General features: G+C 65.2%; 23 protein-coding genes and 3 other RNA genes. 14 read left to right on the forward strand and 12 right to left on the reverse strand.

The window, feature by feature from the left end:
- Nucleotides 1-22: 22 nt before the first annotated feature.
- A complete protein-coding gene (locus VC212_RS14750) occupies nucleotides 23-949 on the forward strand; it encodes a helix-turn-helix transcriptional regulator (protein ID WP_311240578.1) in 927 nt (308 codons plus the stop codon).
- Between the two features lie 257 nt (nucleotides 950-1,206).
- Here the strand turns inward: VC212_RS14750 and tmk are convergent, their stop codons facing one another.
- The 5 genes from tmk to VC212_RS14775 all read right to left on the reverse strand — a co-directional run bounded on the left by tmk (nucleotide 1,207) and on the right by VC212_RS14775 (nucleotide 5,087).
- On the reverse strand, nucleotides 1,207-1,890 hold the full coding sequence (tmk, locus tag VC212_RS14755) for a dTMP kinase (RefSeq protein ID WP_311240577.1): 684 nt from the start codon (nucleotides 1,888-1,890) through the stop codon (nucleotides 1,207-1,209).
- A gap of 767 nt (nucleotides 1,891-2,657) precedes the next feature.
- Nucleotides 2,658-3,197 (reverse strand): GTPase, encoded by a 540-nt coding sequence (locus VC212_RS14760; RefSeq protein WP_115563256.1) that lies wholly within the window; start codon nucleotides 3,195-3,197, stop codon nucleotides 2,658-2,660.
- A complete protein-coding gene (locus VC212_RS14765; RefSeq protein ID WP_323526215.1) occupies nucleotides 3,194-4,111 on the reverse strand; it encodes a hypothetical protein in 918 nt (305 codons plus the stop codon). The genes VC212_RS14760 and VC212_RS14765 overlap by 4 nt, the downstream gene beginning before the upstream one ends.
- Nucleotides 4,112-4,205: 94 nt before the next feature.
- Nucleotides 4,206-4,565 (reverse strand): hypothetical protein, encoded by a 360-nt coding sequence (locus VC212_RS14770; protein ID WP_055847222.1) that lies wholly within the window; start codon nucleotides 4,563-4,565, stop codon nucleotides 4,206-4,208.
- 69 nt (nucleotides 4,566-4,634) lie between these two features.
- Nucleotides 4,635-5,087 (reverse strand): roadblock/LC7 domain-containing protein, encoded by a 453-nt coding sequence (locus tag VC212_RS14775; protein WP_323526216.1) that lies wholly within the window; start codon nucleotides 5,085-5,087, stop codon nucleotides 4,635-4,637.
- 319 nt (nucleotides 5,088-5,406) lie between these two features.
- Between VC212_RS14775 and rocF the strand changes: the two genes are divergently transcribed.
- The 5 genes from rocF (at nucleotide 5,407) to VC212_RS14800 (ending at nucleotide 8,715) form a co-directional block, all read left to right on the forward strand.
- Complete coding sequence (rocF, locus tag VC212_RS14780) at nucleotides 5,407-6,330, forward strand: arginase (RefSeq protein WP_115555151.1); 924 nt, start codon at nucleotides 5,407-5,409, stop codon at nucleotides 6,328-6,330.
- 109 nt (nucleotides 6,331-6,439) lie between these two features.
- Nucleotides 6,440-6,592, forward strand: coding sequence for an entericidin A/B family lipoprotein (locus VC212_RS14785; protein ID WP_055847227.1), 153 nt, complete (start codon nucleotides 6,440-6,442; stop codon nucleotides 6,590-6,592).
- Nucleotides 6,593-6,670: 78 nt separating this feature from the next.
- Complete coding sequence (locus tag VC212_RS14790) at nucleotides 6,671-6,805, forward strand: entericidin A/B family lipoprotein (RefSeq protein WP_005989324.1); 135 nt, start codon at nucleotides 6,671-6,673, stop codon at nucleotides 6,803-6,805.
- A gap of 249 nt (nucleotides 6,806-7,054) precedes the next feature.
- Entirely contained in the window at nucleotides 7,055-7,264 is a 210-nt protein-coding gene (locus VC212_RS14795) for a CsbD family protein (protein WP_115514165.1), read from the forward strand.
- A gap of 161 nt (nucleotides 7,265-7,425) precedes the next feature.
- Entirely contained in the window at nucleotides 7,426-8,715 is a 1,290-nt protein-coding gene (locus VC212_RS14800; protein WP_323526217.1) for a tryptophan--tRNA ligase, read from the forward strand.
- 191 nt (nucleotides 8,716-8,906) lie between these two features.
- On the opposite strand, the gene VC212_RS14805 is transcribed toward VC212_RS14800, so the two are convergent.
- A non-coding RNA gene (locus VC212_RS14805) (sX9 sRNA) lies at nucleotides 8,907-8,982 on the reverse strand.
- Nucleotides 8,983-9,042: 60 nt separating this feature from the next.
- On the opposite strand from VC212_RS14805, the gene VC212_RS14810 reads away from it, so the two are divergent.
- The 4 genes from VC212_RS14810 (at nucleotide 9,043) to VC212_RS14825 (ending at nucleotide 12,787) form a co-directional block, all read left to right on the forward strand.
- Nucleotides 9,043-9,987, forward strand: coding sequence for an MBL fold metallo-hydrolase (locus VC212_RS14810; RefSeq protein WP_323526218.1), 945 nt, complete (start codon nucleotides 9,043-9,045; stop codon nucleotides 9,985-9,987).
- Nucleotides 9,988-10,709: 722 nt separating this feature from the next.
- A non-coding RNA gene (locus tag VC212_RS14815) (sX9 sRNA) lies at nucleotides 10,710-10,785 on the forward strand.
- Nucleotides 10,786-10,866: 81 nt separating this feature from the next.
- Nucleotides 10,867-12,561 (forward strand): M28 family metallopeptidase, encoded by a 1,695-nt coding sequence (locus VC212_RS14820; protein WP_323523389.1) that lies wholly within the window; start codon nucleotides 10,867-10,869, stop codon nucleotides 12,559-12,561.
- Between the two features lie 150 nt (nucleotides 12,562-12,711).
- A non-coding RNA gene (locus tag VC212_RS14825) (sX9 sRNA) lies at nucleotides 12,712-12,787 on the forward strand.
- Between the two features lie 30 nt (nucleotides 12,788-12,817).
- Here the strand turns inward: VC212_RS14825 and VC212_RS14830 are convergent.
- Entirely contained in the window at nucleotides 12,818-13,213 is a 396-nt protein-coding gene (locus VC212_RS14830; protein WP_323523359.1) for a Rap1a/Tai family immunity protein, read from the reverse strand.
- Between the two features lie 366 nt (nucleotides 13,214-13,579).
- On the opposite strand from VC212_RS14830, the gene yedA reads away from it, so the two are divergent.
- Together yedA and rarD are read left to right on the forward strand one after the other, a co-directional pair.
- Nucleotides 13,580-14,476 carry a drug/metabolite exporter YedA gene (gene yedA / locus VC212_RS14835; RefSeq protein WP_323523360.1) on the forward strand — a complete coding sequence of 299 codons (897 nt, stop codon included), beginning with the start codon at nucleotides 13,580-13,582 and terminating at the stop codon, nucleotides 14,474-14,476.
- On the forward strand, nucleotides 14,473-15,390 hold the full coding sequence (gene rarD / locus VC212_RS14840) for an EamA family transporter RarD (RefSeq protein WP_115529393.1): 918 nt from the start codon (nucleotides 14,473-14,475) through the stop codon (nucleotides 15,388-15,390). Before yedA ends, rarD begins: the two co-directional genes overlap by 4 nt.
- A 46-nt stretch (nucleotides 15,391-15,436) precedes the next feature.
- Here the strand turns inward: rarD and VC212_RS14845 are convergent, their stop codons facing one another.
- The 5 genes from VC212_RS14845 to VC212_RS14865 all read right to left on the reverse strand — a co-directional run bounded on the left by VC212_RS14845 (nucleotide 15,437) and on the right by VC212_RS14865 (nucleotide 21,648).
- On the reverse strand, nucleotides 15,437-16,552 hold the full coding sequence (locus tag VC212_RS14845) for an alpha/beta fold hydrolase (protein WP_115559849.1): 1,116 nt from the start codon (nucleotides 16,550-16,552) through the stop codon (nucleotides 15,437-15,439).
- A gap of 284 nt (nucleotides 16,553-16,836) precedes the next feature.
- Nucleotides 16,837-18,162, reverse strand: a complete 1,326-nt coding sequence (locus VC212_RS14850) for an ABC transporter permease (RefSeq protein ID WP_323518070.1) — start codon at nucleotides 18,160-18,162, stop codon at nucleotides 16,837-16,839.
- A 7-nt stretch (nucleotides 18,163-18,169) separates the two neighbouring features.
- A complete protein-coding gene (locus VC212_RS14855) occupies nucleotides 18,170-19,330 on the reverse strand; it encodes an ABC transporter permease (protein WP_323523363.1) in 1,161 nt (386 codons plus the stop codon).
- Nucleotides 19,331-19,342: 12 nt separating this feature from the next.
- On the reverse strand, nucleotides 19,343-20,032 hold the full coding sequence (locus VC212_RS14860; RefSeq protein WP_055847251.1) for an ABC transporter ATP-binding protein: 690 nt from the start codon (nucleotides 20,030-20,032) through the stop codon (nucleotides 19,343-19,345).
- Nucleotides 20,033-20,403: 371 nt separating this feature from the next.
- On the reverse strand, nucleotides 20,404-21,648 hold the full coding sequence (locus VC212_RS14865) for an efflux RND transporter periplasmic adaptor subunit (RefSeq protein ID WP_161964750.1): 1,245 nt from the start codon (nucleotides 21,646-21,648) through the stop codon (nucleotides 20,404-20,406).
- Nucleotides 21,649-22,080: 432 nt separating this feature from the next.
- On the opposite strand from VC212_RS14865, the gene VC212_RS14870 reads away from it, so the two are divergent.
- Both VC212_RS14870 and VC212_RS14875 read left to right on the forward strand, forming a co-directional pair.
- The gene (locus VC212_RS14870; RefSeq protein WP_323526219.1) at nucleotides 22,081-23,268 is read left to right on the forward strand and encodes a sensor histidine kinase; all 1,188 of its coding nucleotides are present in this window, start codon (nucleotides 22,081-22,083) and stop codon (nucleotides 23,266-23,268) included.
- A 91-nt stretch (nucleotides 23,269-23,359) separates the two neighbouring features.
- Nucleotides 23,360-23,962 carry a response regulator transcription factor gene (locus VC212_RS14875; protein ID WP_323526220.1) on the forward strand — a complete coding sequence of 201 codons (603 nt, stop codon included), beginning with the start codon at nucleotides 23,360-23,362 and terminating at the stop codon, nucleotides 23,960-23,962.
- The last annotated feature ends 29 nt before the right edge of the window (nucleotides 23,963-23,991 follow it).

The raw sequence follows: 23,991 nt of genomic DNA on the forward strand, positions 1-23,991 counted from the left end.
ATCTTTCAACTGGTGCGGGTCGATGACCAGTCCCGGGCGCACTCGTTCTGCGAAGGCGCAGGCGAGGTCGCAGATCCTGCCGCTGGCCTATCACCCGCAGGGCCCCTATGGTCTCGACCTAGAAGTCTTCACGGTTGCCGATCTGCGAACCCGTGCAACCCCGGAAGAAGTGCAGGCGACGCACCGTTACGGATTCCACACCTTGTTGTGCGTGACCCAGGGCGTGTGCACCCAGCTGATCGACTTCAAGGCGATCGCCTGCGAGCCAGGTTCGCTAGTGATCGTGCGGCCCGGCCAGGCGCACAGCTATGGCATCAAGGACGACTGGGATGGTTGGAACGTGATTTTCCGCCAGGAGTTCGTGCTGCCGGCAGCAACAACGCCGGGCGATCTGAAGCTCGCCTTCGATCTGGGCAAACTGCCGGATCACGTGCACCTCGGTCGCGATGACTTGAAGCGGCTGACCGATGTGATCGTGCAGATGCGCCAGGACACGCAGATGGAGGCGCCGCAAGAAGACGTGCACGCCCTGTTGCGTCATCAGCTGCATGCGTTGCTGACGCGGCTCAGCATTCTGCATGGCCGTACCCACGTGCGCGATGTTGCGGTGTCTGCGGCGCTGCGCCGCTTCCACCGGTTCCAGCAGCTTGTCGAAGACTATTTTGCCCAGTGGCATCAGGTTGCCGACTACGCCGATCGACTTGGGTGCACGGAAAAAAGCCTGGCGCGCGCAGTGCAAGCGGCGATGGGCACCACCGCAAAGACCTTCATTGCCGCACGGATCAATCTGGAAGCCAAGCGCCTGCTGGTGCACACATCCCTGCCGGTTGCCGCAATCGCCGAGGAACTAGGCTTCGACGAAGCGACCAACTTCAACAAGTTTTTCAGGCGGGAAGTGAGTTGTACGCCGTCGGAATTTCGGCGGCGGTATCGGGTTGCCGAGCGATAGCGACCGCCTGCATGCGACTGCGCAAAGAGCGGTGACCCGCTGCCATCTCCGCCATCGGGGCGTGATGGCGCGACGCGTCTGATGCGGCAGCGGCTTCGTCGGGACACCTGGCTGGCCGTGCCCTCAGCGCAACCGCGCTCCTCAGCAAGCGGGCCGAGCTCCCGTGTGCGGGTAAGTCGCGCGTAGCTCGCAGCTCGAAAATCTGCATCGCGCAGCGGTATTGCTGGCTGCGCGGGCGCGACAGGACGCTTGGCAGGTCAGGCCGGGCGACCAGCCGAAAGCAATTCCAGCACGGCCTTGCCGGCGTCGGACTGTGCGGCGGCGTCGCTCAAGCGTTCGGCCAGGGCTGCCACGACAATGGCATGGGTGTGCCGCAACACGCTGTCTGCATCGGCGCTGGCGTCCACGACGTGTTTACCCGGCAATTGCAGCGCGGCGAAGATGGCACGGCAGCGTTCCAGGTTGTCCTGGGTTTCGAAGTGGTTGGGTGCGTCGCCGCGGGCGCGGATGCGGGCCAGACCGGTGGGTGGCGGCAGGTCGAGCAGCAGCAGTACGTCCGGGCGCGGTGCGAAGGCATTGCGTTCCAGCAGATCGTCCAGCGGCAGGCCGGCCGCGCCCTGGTAGGCGACCATCGACGGAAAGTAGCGGTCCAGGATCACGATGTCGCCGCGCGCCAATGCGGGGGCGATCAGGGTGTCCACATGTTCGTGGCGGTCGCGGATCAGCAGCTCGGCTTCTTCGTCCGCGCTCAGGCGGCCGGTGGCGGCGGACTGACGCAGCTGGGTGCCCCAGGGGCCATTGGTCGGCTCCTTGCTCAGCACGACGCGGGCGCCGGCCGCTTCCAGTGCGTTGGCCAGGCTGCGGGCGAGGGTGGTCTTGCCGGCGCCGTCGATACCTTCGATCGCGATCAGCAAGCCGCCGGGCTTCAGTTCGATTGTCATCGCACTACTTTATCCGATCGCGGCAATGGATCCGTCGCTGGCGATCTTGCAGGGCGTTCGCCCTGCATTGCTGCGGGGCGCTGGGTCACGCAATGGCATGGCGTGAACGCAGGCGACGACCTTCATCCCACATGAGCAGGTTGCGCAGGACGGCGACGATGGCGGCGCCGCGCCGGCACGTCATCGCGCCACGCTTGCTGGGCAAGTTGGGCCATGCATGCGCGTCCCGCCATCTGCCATGCACAAGCACCAAGCGTTCGAACACAACCCGCCCTCGAACATCATCGATGGTGCATCTGATGCCGAGCGGACGTATCAGCGAGGGTCTGGACAGCGCTCCCGCGCGCCGGCAATCGCGGCAATCGCCGCAAGACGTCAGTCTTTGGCTGTGTGCAGCGGCGATCACTGCATCTGCGCCAACAGTGCGGTTCACGCGTGATACCGCGGGTTGTTCACAGGTTCCCCGGTCGCCGCGTTATCTGGCGCTGCCGCTATTGCCGATTCAGTATCACGGGTATGTCTTGCGCGATGTCAGGAATGTCCTGATGTCACCGCTTCTGTCCGCTGGGCATACTGAACAAGTCAGACACAGCGCTCATTTGTAGTACAACTGAGTCGCGTTTCTGGCTTCAAGGAAGAAGGACGCGTCGCCGCCACCCTAGAGGCGGCATCCCCCGCGTGACGCCCTCTTAGGCTCGTCGTGACCGGATTCCTTGTTTATTTTTTGGCGTTTTTCCCGCCGCCGTACACGTACCGCGCCCGGGCGATCAGCTTGCCGAGGTATAGCGATAAGACAGCAGCGATTTCACCAAAAAGGTGATCTGGGTGGCCGAGCGCGCATCCACGCGCATGACCGGAATGCGGAAGCCTTCGGCCACCAGCGCATCGCGGAATGGCGGCAGCAGAAAGTCTTCGACCTCGTCGGTCATGGTGATGCCCACGGCCAGGCTGGCGTCCGGTGCGATCTGCGAAAACTCACGCAGCAACGCCAGGGTCGCCTCCAGCACCTGCGGGTCGCGCGCATTGCTCAGCACGATCACGCCCAGTGCGCCGTCGCAGACCAGCGGCCACATGAAATCCAGATATTTCTGGCCGGGCACGCCGTAGACGTGCAGCAATTCGCCGTCTTCCAGCTCGATGGAGCTGTAGTCCAGCGCGACCGTGGTGTAGGTCTTGTCGCCGTAGGCATCCTGGCTGAGCGGCATTTCGGTGCTGACCGGCTCCACGTCGGAGATGGCGCGCACCGCGGTGGTCTTGCCGGCGCCCATGCCGCCAACGAACACCAGTTTGTTGGCTGGAAGACTCATGACTGCGCCTGAGAAAGAGAGAGGCCAAACCGACGTGCGACCCAGGAGAAAAACCGGGAGTTACTGCTGTCCGGGCGACGCGGCGTTGAAGGCACGGGGATCTCCGCAGTCTGGGCAAGGCCGCTGGCAAGTGCGGCGGCGAACAGGCATTCCACCGTCTGCAGCGGCAGCTTGCAAGCATTGGCCAGCGCCTGCGGGCGCCACGGGCGCGCATGTAGGTGGGCAATGGCGAGCAGCTGCGCAGGCGAACTGGTGTCGGCGCTCAGCTCCGGCCACTGCCGTAGCTGCAACGCACGGCTGGCTTCCACCGCCGGCAGCGCGGGGCGCAGGTGCTCGGGCAGGGCGAAATACAGCGCTTCGAACGAGAGGCGCTGCGTCAGAGCGGCATCGGCATCGCCGGTCACGCGCTGCCAGCCGGGGCGATCCAATGCGGCAACGAGCTCCGATAGCGACACGCCGGCCGGCAGGTGCAGGCAGCGACTGGATGGGTCCACGCGCACCAGCAGGTGCGCAGTGCGCAGCAGCACCGGGCTTGCGCCGAGTTCGCCGCGGCAATGGCGCAACAGCAGCGCCGGTTCGGCCACCTGGGCGGTATGTGGCGAAGACAACAGCAGACGCATCTGCTCGTTGAGTTCGCGCACGGTGGCGCCGTGCTTGAGCCAGGCGCCAGCGACAGGCGTGCGCGAGACGACCAAGACACGCACCGGCTGGCCTTGCAATGCCTGCCATGCGGCCAGGCCGTCGGCCGTTTCCAGGCCCAGCACCACCACGTCGGCCGCATGCTGCGGCCATTCGCCCAACTGCACGTCGATACGCTCGGCGAGCAGCAGCGAGCACGCCAGTTTCAGGCGCGTGGTGTGCAGCAGATCCAGGCCGGCCGTGGCGACCCGCATGGCGTGAATGCGTGTGGTCATGAGATGGCGCCGTTTTGGCGCAGAAGAACGACAACACCTGCCGGTACGCACCGGTAGGCAGGGTCGGCGACGCGGGTGCGCCGCCGGACAGGCATCAACTGAAATCCAGGGTCTTTTCGAACGCCTTGAGCTCGTGGCGGGCCATGGCCAGATTGGCCTTGGCGCGGTCCAGCACGACATACAGAAACAGCGTGCCGTTGCTCTCGAGCGGACGCAGCAGGTGGTACTGGCGCGACAGCGTGATCAGGATGTCTTCGATGGTGTCTTGCAGGCCGAGCTGCTCGGCGATACGGCGCTTGGCACGCACTACTTCGGTATTGCCGGCCGCGGCCAGTTCCAGGTTGAGCTCGGTGCCGCCGGTCATGCCCAGGGCCATGCCGCTATCGCTGTCGACCAGCGCGGCGCCAACGAAACCGGCGAGCGAATGCAATTGTTCCAGATTGAGTTTTGACATCGGTGGTCCCCTTCCAAGCGGTGAGAAAAATCGGTGCGCTCATGCCAAGCACGAACAGTGCCAATGGCATCAGCCGGTCGCTTGCGCCAGGGCTGTGGCCAGGCGCCCGGCGCAGTCGCGCGCATTGAACAGCAGCGCAGCGGCATTGATATCGGAGCCGCCCACGGCGGTCAGCGTCAGCGGCTTGTCGGCGCGGATGCGGATCAGCACCAGTTGCCCGCCACGCGTGCTGATGGTCGCGTAATCGGCCTCGCTCAGGCTCGACTCGCGCGCCAGCGTCTCGCCCAGGGTCAGGAACGAATTGGCCATCGCGGCCAAGCGGCGCCCATCCACATCCAGGCTGGATTGTTCGGTAATGGCGCGGCCATCGGCGGTGGACAGCATCAACAGCCGAATCCCCGGCTCGCGTTCGATGGTCTGTGCGAATTCGCGCCCGATCCGGTGCAGGTCGTACTGATGCGACGCCCGCGCGACTTCGCCCACGGCAGCCTTGACGACCTGGTTGACGGCGTTATGCGGCATGAAACTCCCCTGTTGCTGATGGCCCGAGCGCGTACGTGATGCGTGTCCTGCGCTGGCCGGCGCACCATACCACCGAGGTATTAGTGCGCAGTCACACCAGCCTCAGGCGCTTAACTGGGCGGTCAGACAAGCAGAATCTGCAAAGTCCAGCGGGCCACAAAGTGTCGTGGCACGTCACTGTAGCGGCGCGACAAGGCAGATCTAAACCCATTCGTTTTGCCCGCAGACAGATGCAAACGGCATGCCGTGCTGCGCTGCCGCGCGTCACTGCGCGGGCGCGCCACTAGACTGCAGGGCTTTATCGATGCTGGAGCAACACATGGCAACGCAGTACGTGCCGGTTTCCCTGATTGGCGTTCCCACCGATATCGGTGCCGGCCACCGCGGCGCACGGATGGGGCCGGAGGCGCTGCGCATCGCCGGGTTGCAGGAGGCCTTGGTCGGCCGTGGCGTGGAGGTGCGCGATCTGGGTAATCTGGATGGCCCGCGCAATCCGTGGCAGCTGCCGCAGGCCGGTTACCGGCATCTGGACGAAGTCGTCGCCTGGAACCAGGCGCTGATGGATGCCAGCTACGCCGAGCTGCAGGCCGGACGCATGCCGATCATGCTGGGCGGCGACCACTGCCTGGGCATCGGTTCGATCACTGCGGTGGCCAAGTATTGCCGCGAACAGGGGCGCCCGTTGCGGGTGCTATGGCTGGATGCGCATTCGGATTTCAACACCAGCGAGGTGACCCCGTCGGGCAACGTGCATGGCATGCCGGTGGCCTGCCTGTGCGGGTTGGGACCGCAGGCGCTGACGCATCTGGGCGGCAGCGCGCCGGCGCTGCTCCCCGAGCAGGTACGGCAGATCGGCATCCGCTCGGTGGACCCGGAGGAGAAGCGCCTGATCAAGCAGCACCGCATCGACGTCTACGACATGCGTTACATCGACGAAGCCGGGATGAAGCGCACCATGGAAGCCGCGCTGCAGGGCATGAGCGCCGACACCCACCTGCATGTGAGCTTCGATGTGGACTTCCTCGACCCCAGCATCGCGCCGGGCGTGGGCACCACGGTGCCGGGTGGCCCCAACTACCGTGAGGCGCAGCTGGTGATGGAGATGATTGCCGACACCGGGCGCATGGGCTCGCTGGATATCGTCGAGCTCAATCCGGTGCTGGACAACCGCAATGCCACCGCCGAGCTGGCGGTGGATCTGGTCGAAAGCCTGTTCGGCAAGTCGACGCTGATGCGAGATTGATCCAGCGCTGAACGAGGCTGGCCCTCGTTCACATCAAATCCACGTCCGCGCAGTCAGATTTGACGCCAAGCGAGGTGCGTTGGCACCGGGCGCAGACCGAGGAAGAGCAATGAAGCGACTGCTGACACTGATGGTGCTGGGCCTGTTCTCGGCCGGCGTGATGACTGGCTGCAACACCATGGCCGGCGCCGGCAAAGATATGCAGGGCGCGGGCGGCAAGGTCGAAAAGACCGCCGAGAAATGCAGCGACGGTAAGTGCTGATCCGTCACCGCTGGGTGGCGTTTGTTTGATTTGATTGATCTGCGGCAACGCGCCGCTTTACCCACGAAGGAGTCTGTTATGAAGCGTGCAATTGTGCTGCTGGTGCTGTCGATGTTCTCGGTCGCGATGTTGTCGGGTTGCAACACCGTCGCAGGTGCCGGCAAGGACGTGCAGGGCGCTGGCGAGAAAGTGGAAGACGCAGCGCGTAAGTGATCTGACGCCGCATGCAATAAAAAACGGGCCGCAAGGCCCGTTTTTTTGTGCCGCATTGACTGCACATTCAGCGCACGTGGATCGCGCCGCTGCAGTGCTGCGCGCGCATGCGCAGATACACGTCAGCGCATGTGGTCGCCCGTTCAGTACGGTGATTGCCGGATTGACACCTCTTGATGCGCAACAAACGCATCGCTCGGCAACCTGTCAGCACGGTCAATCGCGGCCGCATCAAGCGGAGTCAACGCAATGAACACTGACATCATTTCCGGCAAGTGGACCCAGCTCAAAGGCAAGATGCAGGCGAAGTGGGGTGATCTGACCGACGACGATTTCAAGGTTGCCGAAGGTAACGCCGAATACCTGCAGGGCAAGCTGCAGGAACGCTACGGCTGGGATCGCGACCGCGCCCAGACCGAAGTGCGCGCGTTCGAAAAGTCCGTGCGCGACGACACCTGATCTGCACACCGCGTCGCCCCCGCGATGGTGGGCGACGCTGCATTCTCTCGGGCCGCCGTGTGCGGCCCGTTTTGCGTCTGGCAGGCGCGCAGCCGGGGCTGAGGCGATGAGCAGCACGCGGAACCGTTAAACTTGCGCGCTGACTCCCTGGCATTACGCAGATGACCACTCGCGTTCTCACCGGCATCACCACTTCCGGCACCCCGCACCTTGGCAATTACGTCGGCGCGATCCGCCCGGCCATCCAGGCCAGCGCCGGCGACGATGCGGAGAGCTTCTATTTCCTGGCCGACCTGCACAGCCTGATCAAGGCGCAGGACCCGGCGCGCACCCAGCGCTCCACGCTGGAAATCGCCGCCAGCTGGCTGGCCTGCGGCCTGGACCCGGACAAGGTCTGGTTCTACCGCCAATCGGATGTGCCCGAGACCACCGAGTTGATGTGGTTGCTCACCTGTGTCGCCGGCAAGGGCATCCTCAATCGCGCGCATGCCTACAAGGCGGCGGTGGACAAGAATCGCGCCGACGGCGAAGACGACGATGCCGGCGTGAGCGCCGGATTGTTCATGTACCCGGTGCTGATGGCGGCGGACATTTTGATCTTCAACGCGCACAAGGTGCCGGTGGGGCGCGATCAGATCCAGCACATCGAAATGGCGCGCGATTTTGCGCAGCGCTTCAATCATGTGTATGGACGCGACTTTTTCACCTTGCCCGATGCGGTGATCGACGAGCAGGTGTCCACCTTGCCGGGCCTGGACGGCCGCAAGATGAGCAAGAGCTACGGCAATACGATTCCGTTGTTCGCCCCGCGCGAGGAACTGCGCAAGCTGGTGTTCTCGATCCTGACCGATTCGCGTGCGCCGGGCGAGGCCAAGGACACGCAGGGGTCGGCGCTGTTTCAGCTGTATCAGGCGTTTGCCACGCCGCAGGAAACCGCCGCCTTTGCGCAGGCATTTGCCGATGGCATCGGCTGGGGCGACGCCAAGCAGCAGTTGTTCGAGCGGATCGATCAGGAGATCGCACCGCTGCGCACGCGTTACGAGACGCTGATGGCCGATCCGGCAAAGATCGAAGCGATTCTGCGCGCCGGCGGTGCACGCCTGCGTGCGCGCTACGCCACGCCACTGCTGGCCGAGCTGCGCACTGCGGTGGGTCTGCGCGATCTATCCGATCAGGCGGGTCCTGCGGCCGCGCAGGCAGGCGAAAAAATCGCCTTGCCGGTGTTCAAGCAGTACCGCGAGAACGATGGCCAGTTCTATTTCAAGCTAACCGATAGTGCCGGTGCACTGCTGCTGCAGAGCGACGGCTTTGCCTCGCCACGCGATGCAGGCCAGTTGATCGCACGGCTGAAACAGGCCGAGCAGGCCGGCGATCTGCAGCTGCCGGGCGTGCATGCACAGGTCCAAGCCGATGCGATCCTTGCGGCAATGCGGGTGCTGCGCGAGGCGTGATCGATGCGGGTGCGCGAGGTGCGGCAACTGCCTTGCGCGCGTGGGGATTGCATCGCAGGTGCAATGCCGAGATTCAACAAGACGCTTGCGTAGTGCTTGAAGCCATCGTGCTAATGCATCGTTGCCTGGAACTACCGGCACACCGCGCACGCACTGCCTGCGCCTACACTGCGGCAGTCTTCTTTTAAGGCAGCTAACAAAACGTAGCGAGCGGTTGTCAGGTGGGTGTGGACGCCGCGCAGTGATCGGAGCGTACGCGTGGTACATGCCGCACCGAACAACGGCCGCACAGTCGTCTTGTCAGTTGCTTATCGCCACGGAATAGGAATGACAGCATTGAACGATCCCAGCATCCACACCATCGATACCGGCTTTGGCGGCGTGCAGTTCGACGCGGCGTATCTGATTGTCGAGGGGCAACGCGGGGCGCTGGTCGATTGCGGGACCTCCCTGTCGGTGCCGCATCTGCTGGCGGCAGTGCAAGCCGCCGGGCTGACGCCGGCACAGGTGGAATGGTTGATCCTGACCCATGTGCACCTGGATCACGCCGGCGGTGCCGGTGCCTTGCTGCAGCATCTGCCCAATGCGCGCGTACTGGTGCATCCGCGCGGTGCGCCGCATCTGATCGACCCGGCACGGCTGATTGCCGGTGCTACCGCGGTGTATGGCGAGGCGGAAATGGCGCGCAGTTACGGCGAGATCGTGCCGGTGCCGGCCGAGCGCGTAGTGCACGCGGTCGATGGCCAAGCGGTGCTGCTGGGCGAACGCGCGCTGCGCACGATCGATACGCCGGGACACGCGCGCCATCATCTATGCGTGTGGGATGCGCGCAGTCGCAGCTGGTTCACCGGCGACACTTTCGGGCTGTCGTATCGCCAGCTCGATAGCGCGCAGGGCGCTTTCATCCTGCCGACCTCTTCGCCGGTGCAATTCGAGCCGGAGGCGATGCTGCAGTCGATCGCGCGGCTGATGGAGACCGCGCCGCAGGCGATGTATCTGACCCATTACGGGCGGGTCACTTCGCCGGAGCCATTGGCGCAGGCGCTGATCGAGCAGATCCATGCGATGACCGCCATCGCACTGAGCTGCGCACAGCATACGGACCGCCATCGCTGCATGGTGGCGGGGTTGACCGAACTGTATCTGGAGCGCGCCCGCCTGCACGGCTGCCGCCTGGACGATGCGGCGGTGGCGCAGCTGCTGGCCACCGATATCGAACTCAACGCGCAGGGCCTGGCGTGTTGGCTGGATCGCGCAACGCGGATCAGTTAGCGCGCTTGGAGCGGCTGACAAAATCTCTAGAACGCTGCATCAATTGCGGCGTGGATGCTGTCGAACCATGCGATTAGCTCTGACGCTGACCTAGGTCTTGAGCGTCAGTGTCGGTTGAATGTTCCAAGCCGAGCTGGTCGAGGGCGCGATGCCCTCGCCGCTTGCGGGACACGCCGTGAATCCGTCCGTGGAGGCTCGGTGGCGGCATCCATGCCGCCACACGGTCCCGCAAGCGGTGAGGACACCGCACCAGAAAGTAAGTCGGTTGCTTTCTTGAAAGCTTGTTGGTTGCTCTGCTTGTGTTGGAAGGCTCACCGAAACCACGGTGATCCGAACAACATGCATCGTGCATTGCTTGCACCCTGCATACCGACATTCCCGACTGGCCTTTGCCTGCCGATCGTCGCTGGACCTTACGACGCGGTATGGATGCCGCGTAAGCGCCTTACAAGGACGGACTTGCGGCGTGTTCCGCGATGGTGGGCGGGGCAAGCAAGGGCCCTGCATCCAAGCCGCAGATCGACCGCTCTGCCCGCGATGCATCCACACCGTAGGAAAGATGTTGTGTGTGATCTGTTTCATCGGCGTTTTGCGAAATGAGACATTCTCGATGACGCTATCTGCGTTCTAGCTTCACTGAAATAGCGCCTCCCGCGCTTTAGAGCGGCTAACAAACCGACTGTGCTCACCCCCCGGCGGGCGCGGCCGCTGCTCGGTGCGGCATGTGCCACGCGTCCACTCCGGTTCCTCCGCGCCGTCCACACCCACCTGACGACTGCTCGCGACGTGTTTTTAGCCGCCCTTAGCCAGGCACGCAGTCCATGCAATTGAATGCAGTCTCGAGTCGTTGCGCTCCGGTGTTGGCCGCACGCTTGTAAACTGTGTGTCATCTATCTGTTGCAAGGCCACGCCGTGAATCCGATGCGCATCCTGTTGTTGTCCGCCTGCCTGTTTGTGGGAGGTGTGGCGCAGGCCGCCAACGATCTGCCCGGTGGCGGCATCGATGCGGAGGCGTTGTCGCGGCACGTGCGCTTGCTGGCATCGGATGAATTCGAAGGCCGTGCGCCGGCGAGCGCGGGCGAGCAGCGCACCGTCGATTACCTGGTCGAGCAGTTCAAGGCCGCCGGCGTGCAGCCGGGTGGCGAGCAGGGCGGTTGGACCCAGGCCGTGCCGCTGGTGCGCGCGCAGGTGGAGGGCCCGGTCAGCGCTACGCTGCGGGTGGGCGGTAAGACGCAGGCCTTGGTCAACGGCACCGATGTGACCTTGCAGAGCCTGCGGCCGATCGACAAGGTGGCGTTGAAGAATGCGCCGTTGGTGTTCGTCGGCTACGGCATCAGCGCGCCGGAGCGGCAGTGGGACGATTACAAAGGCGTGGACCTGCGCGGCAAGATCGCGGTGGTGCTGATCAACGATGCCGACTTCGACACCGCACAGCCAGGCGCGTTCGACGGCAAGGCGGTCACCTACTACGGCCGCTGGACCTACAAGTACGAAGAAGCCGCGCGCCGCGGCGCCGCCGGTGTGTTGATCGTGCACGAGACCGCGCCGGCCGCGTATGGCTGGGCCACGGTGCAGAGCTCGGGCCTGTCGCCGCTGTTCGATATCGAACGCAGCGATGCCGATGCGCGGGCGCAGCACGTGCCGGTGCGTGGCTGGATGCAGCGCAGCTTGGCAGCGTCGTTGTTCACGCAGGCCGGGCTGGATTTCGAACAGGCCAAGCAGCGTGCGCAGCAGCGCGACTTCGCACCGATGGCGCTGGGCGATGCCACGTTGTCGGTGGACTTCAAGCTCAAGCGCGAACGCGTGGTCACGCATAACGTGGTGGCCAAGCTCACCGGCACCCAGCATCCGGACGAGACGGTGATTTTCTCCGCGCACTGGGATGCGTTCGGGATCGGCAAGGCCGATGCCAGCGGCGATACGGTGCGACGCGGTGCAGTGGACAACGCCACCGGCGTGGCCAGCGTGCTGGAACTGGCGCGCGTGTTCGCCGCCGGCCCCAAGCCGCAGCGCACGCTGTACTTCATTGCATTGACCGCCGAAGAAAAGGGCTTGCTCGGTGCCAACTATTACGCGGCGCATCCGCTGGCGCCGTTGGACAAGACCGTGGCGGTGCTCAACATGGAGATGTTCAGCCCCGACGGCCCGACGCGCGATATCGCCTCGTGGGGCCGTGGCCGCGTGTCGCTGGAAGGCGATCTGGAACAGGCCGCCAAAGCGCGCGATCGCAGCTATTCGCCGGACCCGAATCTGGAAGCGGGCTTCTTTTACCGCGCCGACCATTTCGCCTTTGCGCGCATGGGCGTGCCGGCGATCACCGCAGGCCCGGGTCTGGACATGCTCAAAGGCGGCGTCAAGGCGGGCAAGGCATTGCGCGATACATACTTCGCCGACTGCTATCACCAGCCCTGCGACCGCTGGACTCCGCAATGGGATGCCACAGGCCATGCCGCCGATACCACGCTGGTCTACGACGTAGGCGTGGCGCTGGCCAATGGCCGGCAGTGGCCGAGCTGGCAGGATGGCTCGGAGTTCAAGGCGATCCGCGCCAAGAGCGATGCCGCGCGCAAGTAAGGCCTGACGGGTCAAACGCCCGCTGCGGTGTTACCGGGCCGGGCGTTGCATCGCTGGCGATGGCCGTGCGCAGCGCATCCAACCGCTAAGAGCAGCTAACAAAACTACTGTGCAGCCGCCAGGCGGGCGCGGCCGGTGCTCGGAATCGGCATGTACCACCCGTACACTCCGGTTCCTCCGCGCCGTCCACACCCACCTGACGACTGCTCGCTACGTTTTGTTAGCCGCTCTAAAGCGCGGAGCGTCGGCTGCAGTTTTATTTTTTGGGTTTGCCGCAGGGATAGCGCTTGCGCAGCGCTTCGATGATCAGGCCGGGAGCGGCTTCGTCCAGGCGCGCATCGGGCAGCGCGGTGATATCGGCGATGATCGGCAGCAGATCCGGCGGGCCGGCCTTGCCCGCCGGCATGCACCATTGCGTGCGATAGCTGGTGCTGGCCACGCCAAGCACGTAGGCGCCGGCGCGGCTGGCCGAGACCATGACCTTGAGTTCGGGCTGGTTCGGCGCGTTGATCTCAGGCGCCAGCGAGCCATCCAGCCCCGCCTCGATCAATTTGCGTCCGCTGAGTTCCCACGGCTCGAGTGTGCGTGCCGCTGCGGTGGTGGAGAGAAAGGTCAGGGCGGCCATGGCCAGCCAGGGAAGGCGACGCTGCATCTGCGCTCCGCAATGATGGGGTGAGTTGCACCATAGCGCGCAAGGCGGCGAAGGGCGTGCATGTAACGCCTCGGAGCGCCCCGCACTGCGACTGCGCGACCAGCAGACGCGCGCGGCCGGTGCTCGGCATCGGCATGTGTCAGATAGGCGCCAGTTCCTGTGCGCCGTCCATACCCGCATGCAGCCGTTCTTAGGTTGCGGCCAGACAGACGCAGCCGTGGCGCACTAACAACATGCCGCGCGTGCAGTGGTGTTGGTGCACGCCGTCCACGCGCTTGATACGTGGCTGCCAGGTGCCGTCAGCCGTTTTTGGGCTTGGGTAGGTGCTCTAGAATGAACGCTTCCGCTGCACTTGGCCCTGTTCCGATGTCTTCCTCTCACGACGCTGCCGCGCCTGCGCGCAGCGGGTTGGTCGCTCTCGCGTTGCTGCTAGTCTACGTGGTCTGGGGCTCGACCTATCTGGCGATCCGGTTTGCGCTGGAAGGCGGCGCGCAGCCGCTGACGATGGTGTCCGGCGCGCGCTTCATCATCGCCGGCAGCGTGCTCTACAGCGTGCTGCGTTGGCGCGGTGTAGCGGCACCGACGCGTGCGCAATGGAAGAACGTGGGCTTGATGGGCGCGGCCTTGTTGCTGCTGGGTAACGGCATGGTGGTGCTGGCAGAGCGCAGCGTGTCTTCGGGCTTGGCGGCCACGTCGGTGGCGTCGGTGCCGCTGTGGATGGCGTTGTTCGGCGCGTTGCGCGGGCAGCATGCCAGTCGTGGCGAATGGCTGGGCATCGTGATCGGATTTTTGGGCGTGGTGTGGCTCAACGCCGGCAGCAGTCTCACCGCAACGCCGGGGGGATTGGTGTTGTTGCTGATCGCGCCCATCGGCTGGGCATTCGGCTCGGTGTGGTCGCGTGGACGCGATCTGCCATCGCCCTTCATGACCGCTGCCGGGCAGATGCTGTGCGGCGGTGTGCTGCTGGTGAGCACCGGCCTGCTGATCGGCGAGCGCCCGCAGGCCTGGCCGACGTCGCAGGGACTATTGGCGGTGGCGTACCTATGCGTGTTCGGCTCGATCGTGGCGTTCACTGCGTACGTGTGGCTGCTGCATCACGTCCGCCCGGCGCTGGCCGGCAGCTATGCCTACGTCAATCCGGTGATTGCGGTGGCGCTGGGGGCGTGGCTGGGGCATGAGCAATTCACCGCGCACGATATCGGCGCGATGGCGGTGATTCTGGGTGGCGTGCTGGTGGTCACCCTGGCCAGGGCACGGCGATGAGTACGCCTGTGCCGGTGCCGGCGGAGGACGCGCGGCGCGGTCTGTTGATCACCGCCTCGGCCTTCGTGATCTGGGGTCTGGTGCCGCTGTATTGGCATCTGCTCAAGGCGGTGCCATCGCTGCAGATCATTGCGCACCGTATCGTGTGGAGCACGGTGCTGGTGGTGGCGTGGCTGGTGGCGACCTCGGGCCTGCGTTGGTGGCGCACGATTGCCGCGCAGCCGCGCGCGTTGTGGATGCTGGCTGGCAGCAGCGTGGCGATCGCGTTCAATTGGGGCCTGTATATCTGGGCGATCAACGCCGGGCATGTGATCGAAGCCAGCCTGGGCTACTTCATCAATCCATTGCTTAGCGTGTTGCTGGGCGTGCTGGTGCTGAAAGAGCGCCTGCGCGGCATCCAGTGGCTGGCCGTGGTGTGCGCCGCAATCGGTGTGCTGTGGTTGACCATCGATGCCGGTGCGCCGCCGTGGATTGCGCTGGGGCTGGCGGTGTCGTTCGGTATGTATGGGCTGCTACGCAAGCTGGTGGCGGTGGATGCGGTCGCCGGCCTGGGCGTGGAAAGCGTGTATCTGTTCGTGCCGGCGCTGCTGCTGGCGGGTTGGGGCGAGCAGGGCCATGGCGGCGCGTTCCTGAGCGGCTGGGATCTGCGCACCGATCTGCTGCTGATCTTCGGTGGCGTGGTCACGGCGGTGCCGCTGATCGGGTTTGCGTATGGCGTGCGGCGGATCCCGCTGTCGCTGGTGGGCATCCTGCAATACATCGGGCCGAGCCTGCAGCTGTTGCTGGGCGTGTGGTTCTTCCATGAGCCGTTCGATCAGGGGCGTGCGATTGGATTCGCTGCGATCTGGGTCGGCTTGCTGCTGTTTGTCGGCGACAGCGTGCTGCGCGCACGGCAGCCGGTGGCGGTGCGCTGAGCGCGTGCCGGCTGCGTCCTGTGCGAAGGACGCAGCGATTGCTCGATCAGCTACTCGGCACCGGCACCGGCAACGCAACCGCCAGCGTGGAGGCCGGCAGTGCCTGCGGAGCGGGGCAGTGGCCGGGGCTCTGTTGAACCTGCGCCAGCCAGTGGTCGATCGGTGCGCCCAGCAGGTCCAGCCGCAGCGGCAGGCTCAGATGATTTTCGCCGCGCAACTCGACGTAATGTGCACGCGTGCTGGCCAGCGCCAGGGCGCGGCCATGCGCCACCGGAATGTGCTGATCGGCATCGCCATGCAGCAACAACACGCAGCTGCGCGTGTCGGCTAGCGCCTGCGCCACATCGACGTGGTCCAGATCCAGCTTGAGCTGGCTGTCGGCGGCGGCGATCACCGCATCGAGATTCTGGTCGGCATAGCGCCAGCGTGCGTACGCTGCCACCGCGTGCCCGCGCCAGCCGCTGGGCTGGCTGGTGAGCAGGTGCGGCACCATGTCGCGGATGCCGCGCCCGGCATTGGCGAAGGATTCCATCGCCACCACGCCGGCCACGCGCGGGCCGAGTTTGTCGGCGGTGAACAGCGCGGTGGCCGCACCATAGGAAATACCGAACAGATACAGCGGCCCGTGGATTTCGCCGCGCGGCTGCAGTGCGTTGATGACATCGATCACGTCGTCGGACTCGCGCGTGCCGTAGCCCGATGGCCCACCGCCGGAATGGCCGTGGTTGCGCAGATCGATGGTGATCACCCGATAGCCGGCCTGTGCCAATTCCAGCGACCACGGCAGCAGCGAATCGCCATCCATCATCCAGCCGTGCAGCAATACCACGGTGCCGCGTGGCGTCGGTGGCGGCACGCGGGGCACGCTGAAGCTGAAGTCCACATCCAGCGCATGCGCCGGGTCGTTGCGCTGGCCCAGGTAGCGGTAGTGCATGGCGTATTGGCCTGGATCGATCGCACGCCAGAAGATCGGCACCGCATCGCGCGTGACCACATGGCCGCTGCGGTTGGGCACCGTGGCGATGGTGGCGGCGATGCGTTCTTCGTCCAGCAACGGCGACACACCACCGGGCGCGACCAGGCGCTCGCTGAGCGAGGTGGAGGACGAAGAACAGCCGGCCAGCCACAGGCAGGCGCAGGCCAGCAGAAACAGGCGCGTCATAGCGGCATATCGTTGGATCAAACGGCCGAGCAGGCTACGGCCTGCCCGGCCTGCGCATCTACCGCACTGCGGTGACAAAACGATGACAGCCTGCAATGCATTCAGTTACTGCAGGCAGCGCTGCGGCGACGGAGGCGGCGACTTCAAATCCCGACGCCCAACCCCAGGCGGTCCAACGACCACCTGAAACCGGAGACGCCACGATGCCGCCGCCACCGGCATCGCGCCTTCGCCGTGACCAATCCCCACTCCCACTCCCAAATCCCGGCACTCCAACGGAGTGCCTACACCTCGCGCAGTGCGGTGGTGATCGGCAAGCGCGCCGCGCGCAATGCCGGGAATAGTCCGCCGACCAGGCCAATGCCCAGCGCCCACTTCAACCCGCTCCACAGCAGCTCCGGCGACACCTTGAACTGGAACACCACCTGGCTGAAGTTGTTGCCCAGCGTGGAGACGGTGTAGCCGTTAAACACCGCCCAGGCGATCAACCCGCCGAGCAGCCCACCCAGCAGTGCCAGCAGCATGGTTTCCAGCATCAGCGCCATGATCACCGGCGTGCCACGAAACCCGATCGCCCGCATCGTGGCGATCTCGCGCGCGCGCGTGGCCACCGCCGCATACATGGTGTTGAGCGCACCGAACACCGCGCCCACCGCCATGATCGCGCCGATCACCGTGCCCAGGATGCTGATCAGGCGGTTCAATCCGCCGCCTTGCTTGCCGTAATACGCGCGGGTGGTTTCCACATCCAGCTTGAGCCGCGGGTCGGCTGCCATGGCCGTCTTGAACTGATCGAAGCCGGCCTTGCCAGCGGTGCGCACGGTGATCGACTGGTACGCGCGGCGGTTGTAGGTGGTAGCCAGCGTCTGCGCATCGGTCCACATCTCAGAATCGTGCGCATCGCCAGAGGCGAACACGCCCACCACCGTCCATTGCTGGCTGCCCAGGGTCAGCGTCTTGCCCAGCTCCAGGCCGCGGAACTGATTCAACGCACCTTTGCCGACCACCATTTCGCGCAGGCCGGTGGTGAAGCGGCGGCCCTGCACGATCTTGACCTTGTCATGCACGCCCCAGGCCTGCTCGCCCACGCCACGCAATTGCGCATTGACGTCGGTGCCATCGGAGCGCGAAGCGATGTTGACCACTTGCGACAACTCCGGCGATACCATCGGGCGCCCGTTGGCATCGGTGGCGATCCCCGGCAGGCTGCCGATCAGCGGCACCAGATCGCGGGTGATCACCGAGTTGGTCTCCGCCTGCGAGCCGCCACGCAAGACAATGGCGGTGGTGTCGTCGCCGGTGCTGTTGAGCGTGGCCTGGAAGCCCTGGCCCATCGCCAGCATCGCCACCAGCACGCCGACCACGCCGGCAATACCGACCACGATCACCGAGGTGGAGCCCCAGCGTTGCGGCAAGCTGGCGATGCCGATGCGTGCGGCGGCCAGCGACAGGCGGCCGCTGCGCGTGACCACCAACCACAGCGCCAGCAGCACCGCGATCGGTAGCAACCACATCCACGGCAGCGCAATCCATAGCCCCAGGCCGACTGCCAGCAGCACCACGGACAACAAGGTGACGCCACGATCTTTCCATTTGCGTTGCATGTGCATGCTCCTGTCAGCGGCCGGCGAGGGCATCGACGATCTTCAAGCGCTGCGCGCGTAACGCCGGCAGCACACCCACCACGATGCCGATGCCGGCCATCAAGCCGAACGCCACCAGCCAGGTCTGCAACGGCACGGTCTGGGTCGGCATCAGCCCGCCGCTGCGCGCGGATACCGCCGGGATGACCAATTCCGCCAAGCCCATGCCGATCAACCCGCCCAGGCCGATCAACAACACCGATTCGATCATCACCAGGCTCAGCACCGTGCGGTCCTGAAAGCCCAGCGTCTTGAGCGTGGCCAGCTCCGGAATACGCTCGCGTACCGCCTGCGCCATGGTGTTGCCGGTCAGCAGCAGCAAGGTGAAAAACACTGCGGCCATGATCGAGGTGACGATCAGCCCGATATCGGCGAACTGCTTGACGAAGGCCTGCTGAAACGCCGATTCGGTTTGCGACTTGGTTTCGTGATCGGAGTTGGCCGACAGCGCATCGATGGCCTGCGCCACGCGCGAGGCCTGGTCGGGGTTGCTCAGGGTCACCGTCAACCAGCTCACCTGATTCTTGATGTAGTCGTTGGATTCGTCGAAGTATTTCCAGTTCATCATCAACTGGCGTTCCTGATTGGCCGCCACGGTGCGATCCTTCATCCGATAGATGCCGACCAGCTGCAACGGCCAATCGTTGCTGCCGCCGCGCGGAAAGATGGTGGCTTGCAGCGGGATGGTGTCGCCGATCTTCCAGCCGAATTGCTTGGCCAGGGTTTCGCCGACCACCGCCCCGGTGCGCGTGGTCTGGAAGGCCTTGAGTTGGTCCTTGGGAAGCGCGTATTCGCTGTAGACGTCGAAAAAGTTCGGCGCCACCGAGAAGTTGGGAAAGAAATTCTTCGGGTCGCGATAGATGCCGCCGAACCACATGGCCGAGGTCACATCGCGCACGCCCGGCACGCCGCGCACCTGCGCTTCCAGGCGGATCGGCAGCGATTGGGTGATCGACAGGCGCGAGGCCACCACCAGGCGATTCACCCCGCTGACGCTGCCGCCGGAGGTAAACGCCACACGCACCGAATCCAGCATGCCGAACAATAAGAACGCAGCCACCACCGACAACAGCGTCAGCAAGGTTCGTGTCTTGCTGCGAAACAATTGCGCCCACACCAGCGAGAAATACTTCATGGCAGCGCTCCTTTAGAGCGCGAGTGGCGCGTCGGCCAGCTCGCCCTTGTCCAGATGGATGGTGTGCGTGGCGTACTCGGCGGCCTTGGGGTCGTGGGTGACCATCACGATGGTCTTGCCGTGTTCGCGATTGAGTTCCTGCAGCAGGCGCAGGATTTCTTCGGCGTTGTGGCGGTCAAGATCGCCGGTGGGTTCGTCGCAGATCAGAAACGTGGGGTCGGACACGATGGCGCGCGCAATCGCCACGCGCTGCTGCTGGCCGCCGGACAATTCGCTGGGCTTGTGGCTGCGTCGCTCCTGCAGGCCCACCAGGGTCAAGGCGATCTCCGCATTACGCTTGCGCTGCGCGGCGTTGAGCGAGGTCAGCAGCAGCGGTAATTCCACATTCTTCTGCGCAGTGAGCATCGGCATCAGGTTGTAGAACTGAAACACGAAGCCGACGTGGTGGCTGCGCCAGGTAGCGAGCTGCCCGCCGCTCATACGGTCGATGCGCTCGCCCTCGATTTCGATCTCGCCACCGCTGGGGCTGTCCAGCCCGCCGATCAGATTGAGCAAGGTGGTCTTGCCCGAGCCGGACGGGCCCATCAACGCGACGAAATCGCCTGCGGCAATTTCCAGATCGATGCCGTGCAGCACCTGCACCTGCTCCGGGCCGCGTTGGTAGGTCTTGGTGATGTTGCGCAAGCTGACGAGAGCGGTCATGGCGACTCCTGATGATGCAATGGGATAAGGAAGCGATGCGGCACAACAACTGCGATTGCGTGAGCGACGATGCGAGGCACGACGGCGGTGAAGCGATCCATCAGCAGCGTGGTGCTGTGCGGTATGCGCGAGGCGAGCCAGCCGGATCGCCGTGTGCCGCACTCGCGCGAATCCCCGTGTTTGATGCCGTTCGAGGCCCCCTCAAACAGCACCTAACACCTGCTGTAAGCGGATGGACTGGATCGCCTTCCGCTCTAACGACGATGTTTCAGTGCAACAAGCCCATCCCGATGCAACGTGATGATGGCAACACCGATGCCGCGCGCCGCAAGCGATACCGCAGACCCGCGTTGTGCGTGCCGGGCCAGCCGTTACTGCGCAGCGTCGGCATCTGCTTCGGCCACGGTGTCGCCATCCTTCAAGGTCGCTGGCGGGTTCATCACTACGCTGTCGCCGGCACTCAACCCCGAGACCACCTGGCGATCCTCGCCCATCGTCATGCCGGTGGTGACGGCGCGCTCGCTGACCGCATTGCGCTCGCCGACCACGAAGGCCACGGTGCGCGTGTCGCGTTCCACCAACGCCGCTGCCGGCACGCGCACGCCTTGCGGCTTGGCGGCTTCCTGCGGCTTGGCCTGCTCCAGAAAACTCACCCGCACGCCCATTTCCGGCACGATGCGTGGGTCCTTGACCTTGAGCGCCACCCGCACCTTCACCGTCGCCTTGCCGCGGTCGGCGGTGGGGATGATGGCGATCACTTCGCCGGGAATCTTCCATTCCGGGTAGGCGTTAAGTACCGCTTCGACCGGCATCTGCGGCTGCACCCGGCCGATGTAGGACTCACCGACTTCCACTTCGATTTCCAGCGATTCCATATCGACGATGGTGCCGATGCCGGTACGGGTGAAGCCACCACCGGCAGACAGTGGCGAGACGATTTCGCCTGGCTGCGCCGCCTTGGCAGTGACCACACCGGCAAACGGTGCGCGCACCACGTTGAAGTCCGAGCGGATGCCGGCAATGGCCAGTTGATCGGAGGCCACCTGCACGTTGCGCTGTGCGTTCTGCAACTGCGCGCGCAATGCGTCGCGTTGCGCGGTGGCTTGTTCGTACTGCGAGCGCGATACCAGTTGTGCACCTACCAGCGATTGCAGGCGCGTGGCATCGGTGTTTGCCACGGCCAGTTGCGCCTGTATGTTGTCGACCTGGCTGCGCGCGGCCGACACCTGCGATGCAGACAGTGTGCGCTGCGCATCGGCATCCAACGGGTCCAGCGTGGCCATCACCTGGCCCTGTTCGACGCGCATGCCTTCTTCGATCATCACTTCGCGCACCTTGCCGGTGACCTGCGCCGACACCGTAGCCATACGCCGCGCCACCACATAGCCCGAGGCGTCCAGCACCGAGGCGCTGCTACTGCCGGCGCTGATCGCCACCACCGGCGCGGTCTGCACCTTGATCACCGGTGTGCGGGTGAACCACCACGCGGCCGCAGCCAGCACGATGACAATGACGATGGCGGCGATGATCCAGCCGGTGCGGCGCACCGGCGGCGGCGTGGCAGGACGCTGGCGGTCGATGCGGAGTTGCTTGAGCAGATCGGCGGATGTGTTCATCGATAACCAGGACAGAAGGCTGCGCAGAATGTGACTGCCTGCAGGGCGCGCCGCAAGCTGCCGGAAGTCACCAACTGCAGCGAGGCGACCAACGGTAAGCCGGTCCGGCGCAACTGCAAGGTGCTGCGCAGCATGCGACCAAGGCCGCCGTATCGACCAGTGACAGGTGTCACCTGCACGCCATGACAGGCGCGACTGTGCGCGTCGGCTGCAAGCGACCACGCTTGCGCCACCGCCCGAGTGCCGAAATCCCCATGCACTGTCTCCGCCAGTCCGACGTCGACGTCCCTGCTGCCGCACCACATTGCACGCCATCCACCAGCGGCGGTGACCCGCATGCATGAGACCGCTCGTCCGCCGCGACCTGCCACGTGGCGCGCCCAGGCGAACCCGGCAGTGGCAGAATCCGCTCACAACTACGGATCCATCCCGATGCACCTGAGTCTCCCGGCCTGGCTTCGTCCGGCCGCCAATTCGCAAGTGGCCGCGCGCTTGGCGCAGGGCCAATCGCCATGGATGGATGCCGTGCATCTGCTGTGGTCGGCCTGGGTGTTTGTGGTGCCGGTGTTTTCTTCGCGCGGGTACGACAGCACGTGGTGGCTGTGCACGCTGTTGTCGTATCCGGTCTTCCTGTTGTTGTACGCACGCATGTTGCTGGCACCGCGCGGCACCCTGTACCGCTATGCCTGGGCGATGGGCGTGCTCAGTGCCGCGCTGCTGCCGATATACGCCTCGGGTATCAGCTACTTCGTATTTGCCTGCCTGAGTCTGCGCCCGTCCACGCGGTACGCGCTGTGGCGGCACTTCGCCATGCTGTTGCTGATGAACGCGCTGTACCTGGGCTGGGCGCGTTGGCTCGGGCTGGGCTGGCAGTCGCTGGTGTGGTTGCCGGTGTCGGTGCTGGGCATGGCGGCGGTCGGCGCGGTGTACAGCATCAACGAACGCAAGGACGCGCTGTTGCGGTTATCGCAAGACGAAGTCCGCCGCCTGGCCGCCACCGCCGAACGCGAACGCATCGGCCGCGATCTGCACGACTTGCTGGGCCATACCTTGTCGCTGGTGGCGCTCAAATCCGATCTGGCCGCACGCCTGATCGAGCGCGACCCGCAGGCCGCACGGAGCGAGATCGATGCGGTGGCGCAGATCTCGCGCGACGCACTGGCGCAGGTGCGGCGCGCGGTCACCGGCATCCGCGCCGCCGGGCTGGTGGCCGAGCTGGCATCGGCCAAGGTGTTGCTGGACATGGACGGTATCGCGCTGGAGCACACGTTGGAGGCGCTGCCGCTGCCGCCCGAACACGAAACCGCGTTGGCGCTGGTGGTGCGCGAGGCGGCCACCAACGTGCAACGTCACGCGCAGGCACGGCGGGTGCGGGTGAGCCTGCGGGCACACGAGCAACAGGCGCTGCTGGAAATCACCGACGACGGCCGCGGCGGGGTGATCGTGCCGGGCAACGGCCTGGACGGCATGCGCGCACGCGTGCAGAGCCTGGGCGGTACGTTGGAGGTGGAGGCGTTTCCGCGCGGCATGCGCTTGCGCGCCAGCATGCCGTTGCCGCAGCCCGTTCTGGAGCCGGCGAGTCCGCCATTGCCGGTGCCGCTGATGCCGCAATCGCGCTGAGCGCACCCCTGGTTGCCACAGCGCTGCCGTGGCACGCGGTGCGTCAGCACTGCTATGGTGCCCAGCCGTTGCACAGATGCGAGCGCGAGCGATGATCCGGGTGTTGTTGGCCGAAGACCAGGCACTGCTGCGCGGCGCCTTGGTGGCCCTGCTGGGACTGGAAGAAGACATCGAGGTGGTGGGCAGCGCCGGCGATGGCGAAGCCGCCTGGCGCGAGCTGCAGCGGCTGCAGCCGGATGTGCTGGTCACCGATATCGAGATGCCCGGGTTGAGCGGCCTGGAACTGGCGCAACGCATCCAGCGCCAGGCGCTGCCGGTGCGGGTAATGATCGTCACCACGTTTGCGCGCCCGGGCTTCTTGCGGCGCGCGCTGGATGCCGGCGTGGCGGGGTATCTGCTCAAGGATGCGCCGGCCGAACAATTGGTCAGCGCGCTGCGTCAGGTGCATCGCGGCGGCCGGGTGATCGACCCGCAACTGGCGATGGATGCCTGGGTGGAAGCCGACCCGTTGAGCGAACGCGAACGCACGGTGCTGCGGCTGGCCGGCGAAGGCCGCTCGGCCAGCGAGATCGCGCAACAGTTGCAGCTCTCGCACGGCACCGTGCGCAATTACCTGTCCGAATGCATCGGCAAGTTGGGCGTGGCCAATCGCATCGAAGCGTATCGACTGGCGCGGCAGAAAGGCTGGTTGTAAGAGCAGCTAACAAAACTACTGTGCAGCCG

Source organism: Xanthomonas sp. WHRI 8932A (assembly GCF_035012785.1).
Taxonomy (GTDB): domain Bacteria; phylum Pseudomonadota; class Gammaproteobacteria; order Xanthomonadales; family Xanthomonadaceae; genus Xanthomonas.

Excerpts from the sequence above, each read along its gene's own strand:
- VC212_RS14875 (WP_323526220.1), top strand. The coding sequence starts at position 23,360 with ATGATCCGGGTGTTGTTGGCCGAAGACCAGGCACTGCTGCGCGGCGCC.
- rocF (WP_115555151.1), top strand. The coding sequence starts at position 5,407 with ATGGCAACGCAGTACGTGCCGGTTTCCCTGATTGGCGTTCCCACCGAT.
- VC212_RS14850 (WP_323518070.1), bottom strand. The coding sequence starts at position 18,162 with ATGCACATGCAACGCAAATGGAAAGATCGTGGCGTCACCTTGTTGTCC.
- VC212_RS14760 (WP_115563256.1), bottom strand. The coding sequence starts at position 3,197 with ATGAGTCTTCCAGCCAACAAACTGGTGTTCGTTGGCGGCATGGGCGCC.
- VC212_RS14770 (WP_055847222.1), bottom strand. The coding sequence starts at position 4,565 with ATGTCAAAACTCAATCTGGAACAATTGCATTCGCTCGCCGGTTTCGTT.
- VC212_RS14790 (WP_005989324.1), top strand. The coding sequence starts at position 6,671 with ATGAAGCGTGCAATTGTGCTGCTGGTGCTGTCGATGTTCTCGGTCGCG.
- yedA (WP_323523360.1), top strand. The coding sequence starts at position 13,580 with ATGTCTTCCTCTCACGACGCTGCCGCGCCTGCGCGCAGCGGGTTGGTC.
- VC212_RS14785 (WP_055847227.1), top strand. The coding sequence starts at position 6,440 with ATGAAGCGACTGCTGACACTGATGGTGCTGGGCCTGTTCTCGGCCGGC.
- VC212_RS14800 (WP_323526217.1), top strand. The coding sequence starts at position 7,426 with ATGACCACTCGCGTTCTCACCGGCATCACCACTTCCGGCACCCCGCAC.
- VC212_RS14765 (WP_323526215.1), bottom strand. The coding sequence starts at position 4,111 with ATGACCACACGCATTCACGCCATGCGGGTCGCCACGGCCGGCCTGGAT.
- VC212_RS14870 (WP_323526219.1), top strand. The coding sequence starts at position 22,081 with ATGCACCTGAGTCTCCCGGCCTGGCTTCGTCCGGCCGCCAATTCGCAA.
- VC212_RS14775 (WP_323526216.1), bottom strand. The coding sequence starts at position 5,087 with ATGCCGCATAACGCCGTCAACCAGGTCGTCAAGGCTGCCGTGGGCGAA.
- VC212_RS14795 (WP_115514165.1), top strand. The coding sequence starts at position 7,055 with ATGAACACTGACATCATTTCCGGCAAGTGGACCCAGCTCAAAGGCAAG.
- VC212_RS14855 (WP_323523363.1), bottom strand. The coding sequence starts at position 19,330 with ATGAAGTATTTCTCGCTGGTGTGGGCGCAATTGTTTCGCAGCAAGACA.
- VC212_RS14865 (WP_161964750.1), bottom strand. The coding sequence starts at position 21,648 with ATGAACACATCCGCCGATCTGCTCAAGCAACTCCGCATCGACCGCCAG.
- VC212_RS14830 (WP_323523359.1), bottom strand. The coding sequence starts at position 13,213 with ATGCAGCGTCGCCTTCCCTGGCTGGCCATGGCCGCCCTGACCTTTCTC.
- VC212_RS14810 (WP_323526218.1), top strand. The coding sequence starts at position 9,043 with ATGACAGCATTGAACGATCCCAGCATCCACACCATCGATACCGGCTTT.
- VC212_RS14860 (WP_055847251.1), bottom strand. The coding sequence starts at position 20,032 with ATGACCGCTCTCGTCAGCTTGCGCAACATCACCAAGACCTACCAACGC.
- tmk (WP_311240577.1), bottom strand. The coding sequence starts at position 1,890 with ATGACAATCGAACTGAAGCCCGGCGGCTTGCTGATCGCGATCGAAGGT.
- VC212_RS14750 (WP_311240578.1), top strand. The coding sequence starts at position 23 with ATGACCAGTCCCGGGCGCACTCGTTCTGCGAAGGCGCAGGCGAGGTCG.
- VC212_RS14845 (WP_115559849.1), bottom strand. The coding sequence starts at position 16,552 with ATGACGCGCCTGTTTCTGCTGGCCTGCGCCTGCCTGTGGCTGGCCGGC.
- rarD (WP_115529393.1), top strand. The coding sequence starts at position 14,473 with ATGAGTACGCCTGTGCCGGTGCCGGCGGAGGACGCGCGGCGCGGTCTG.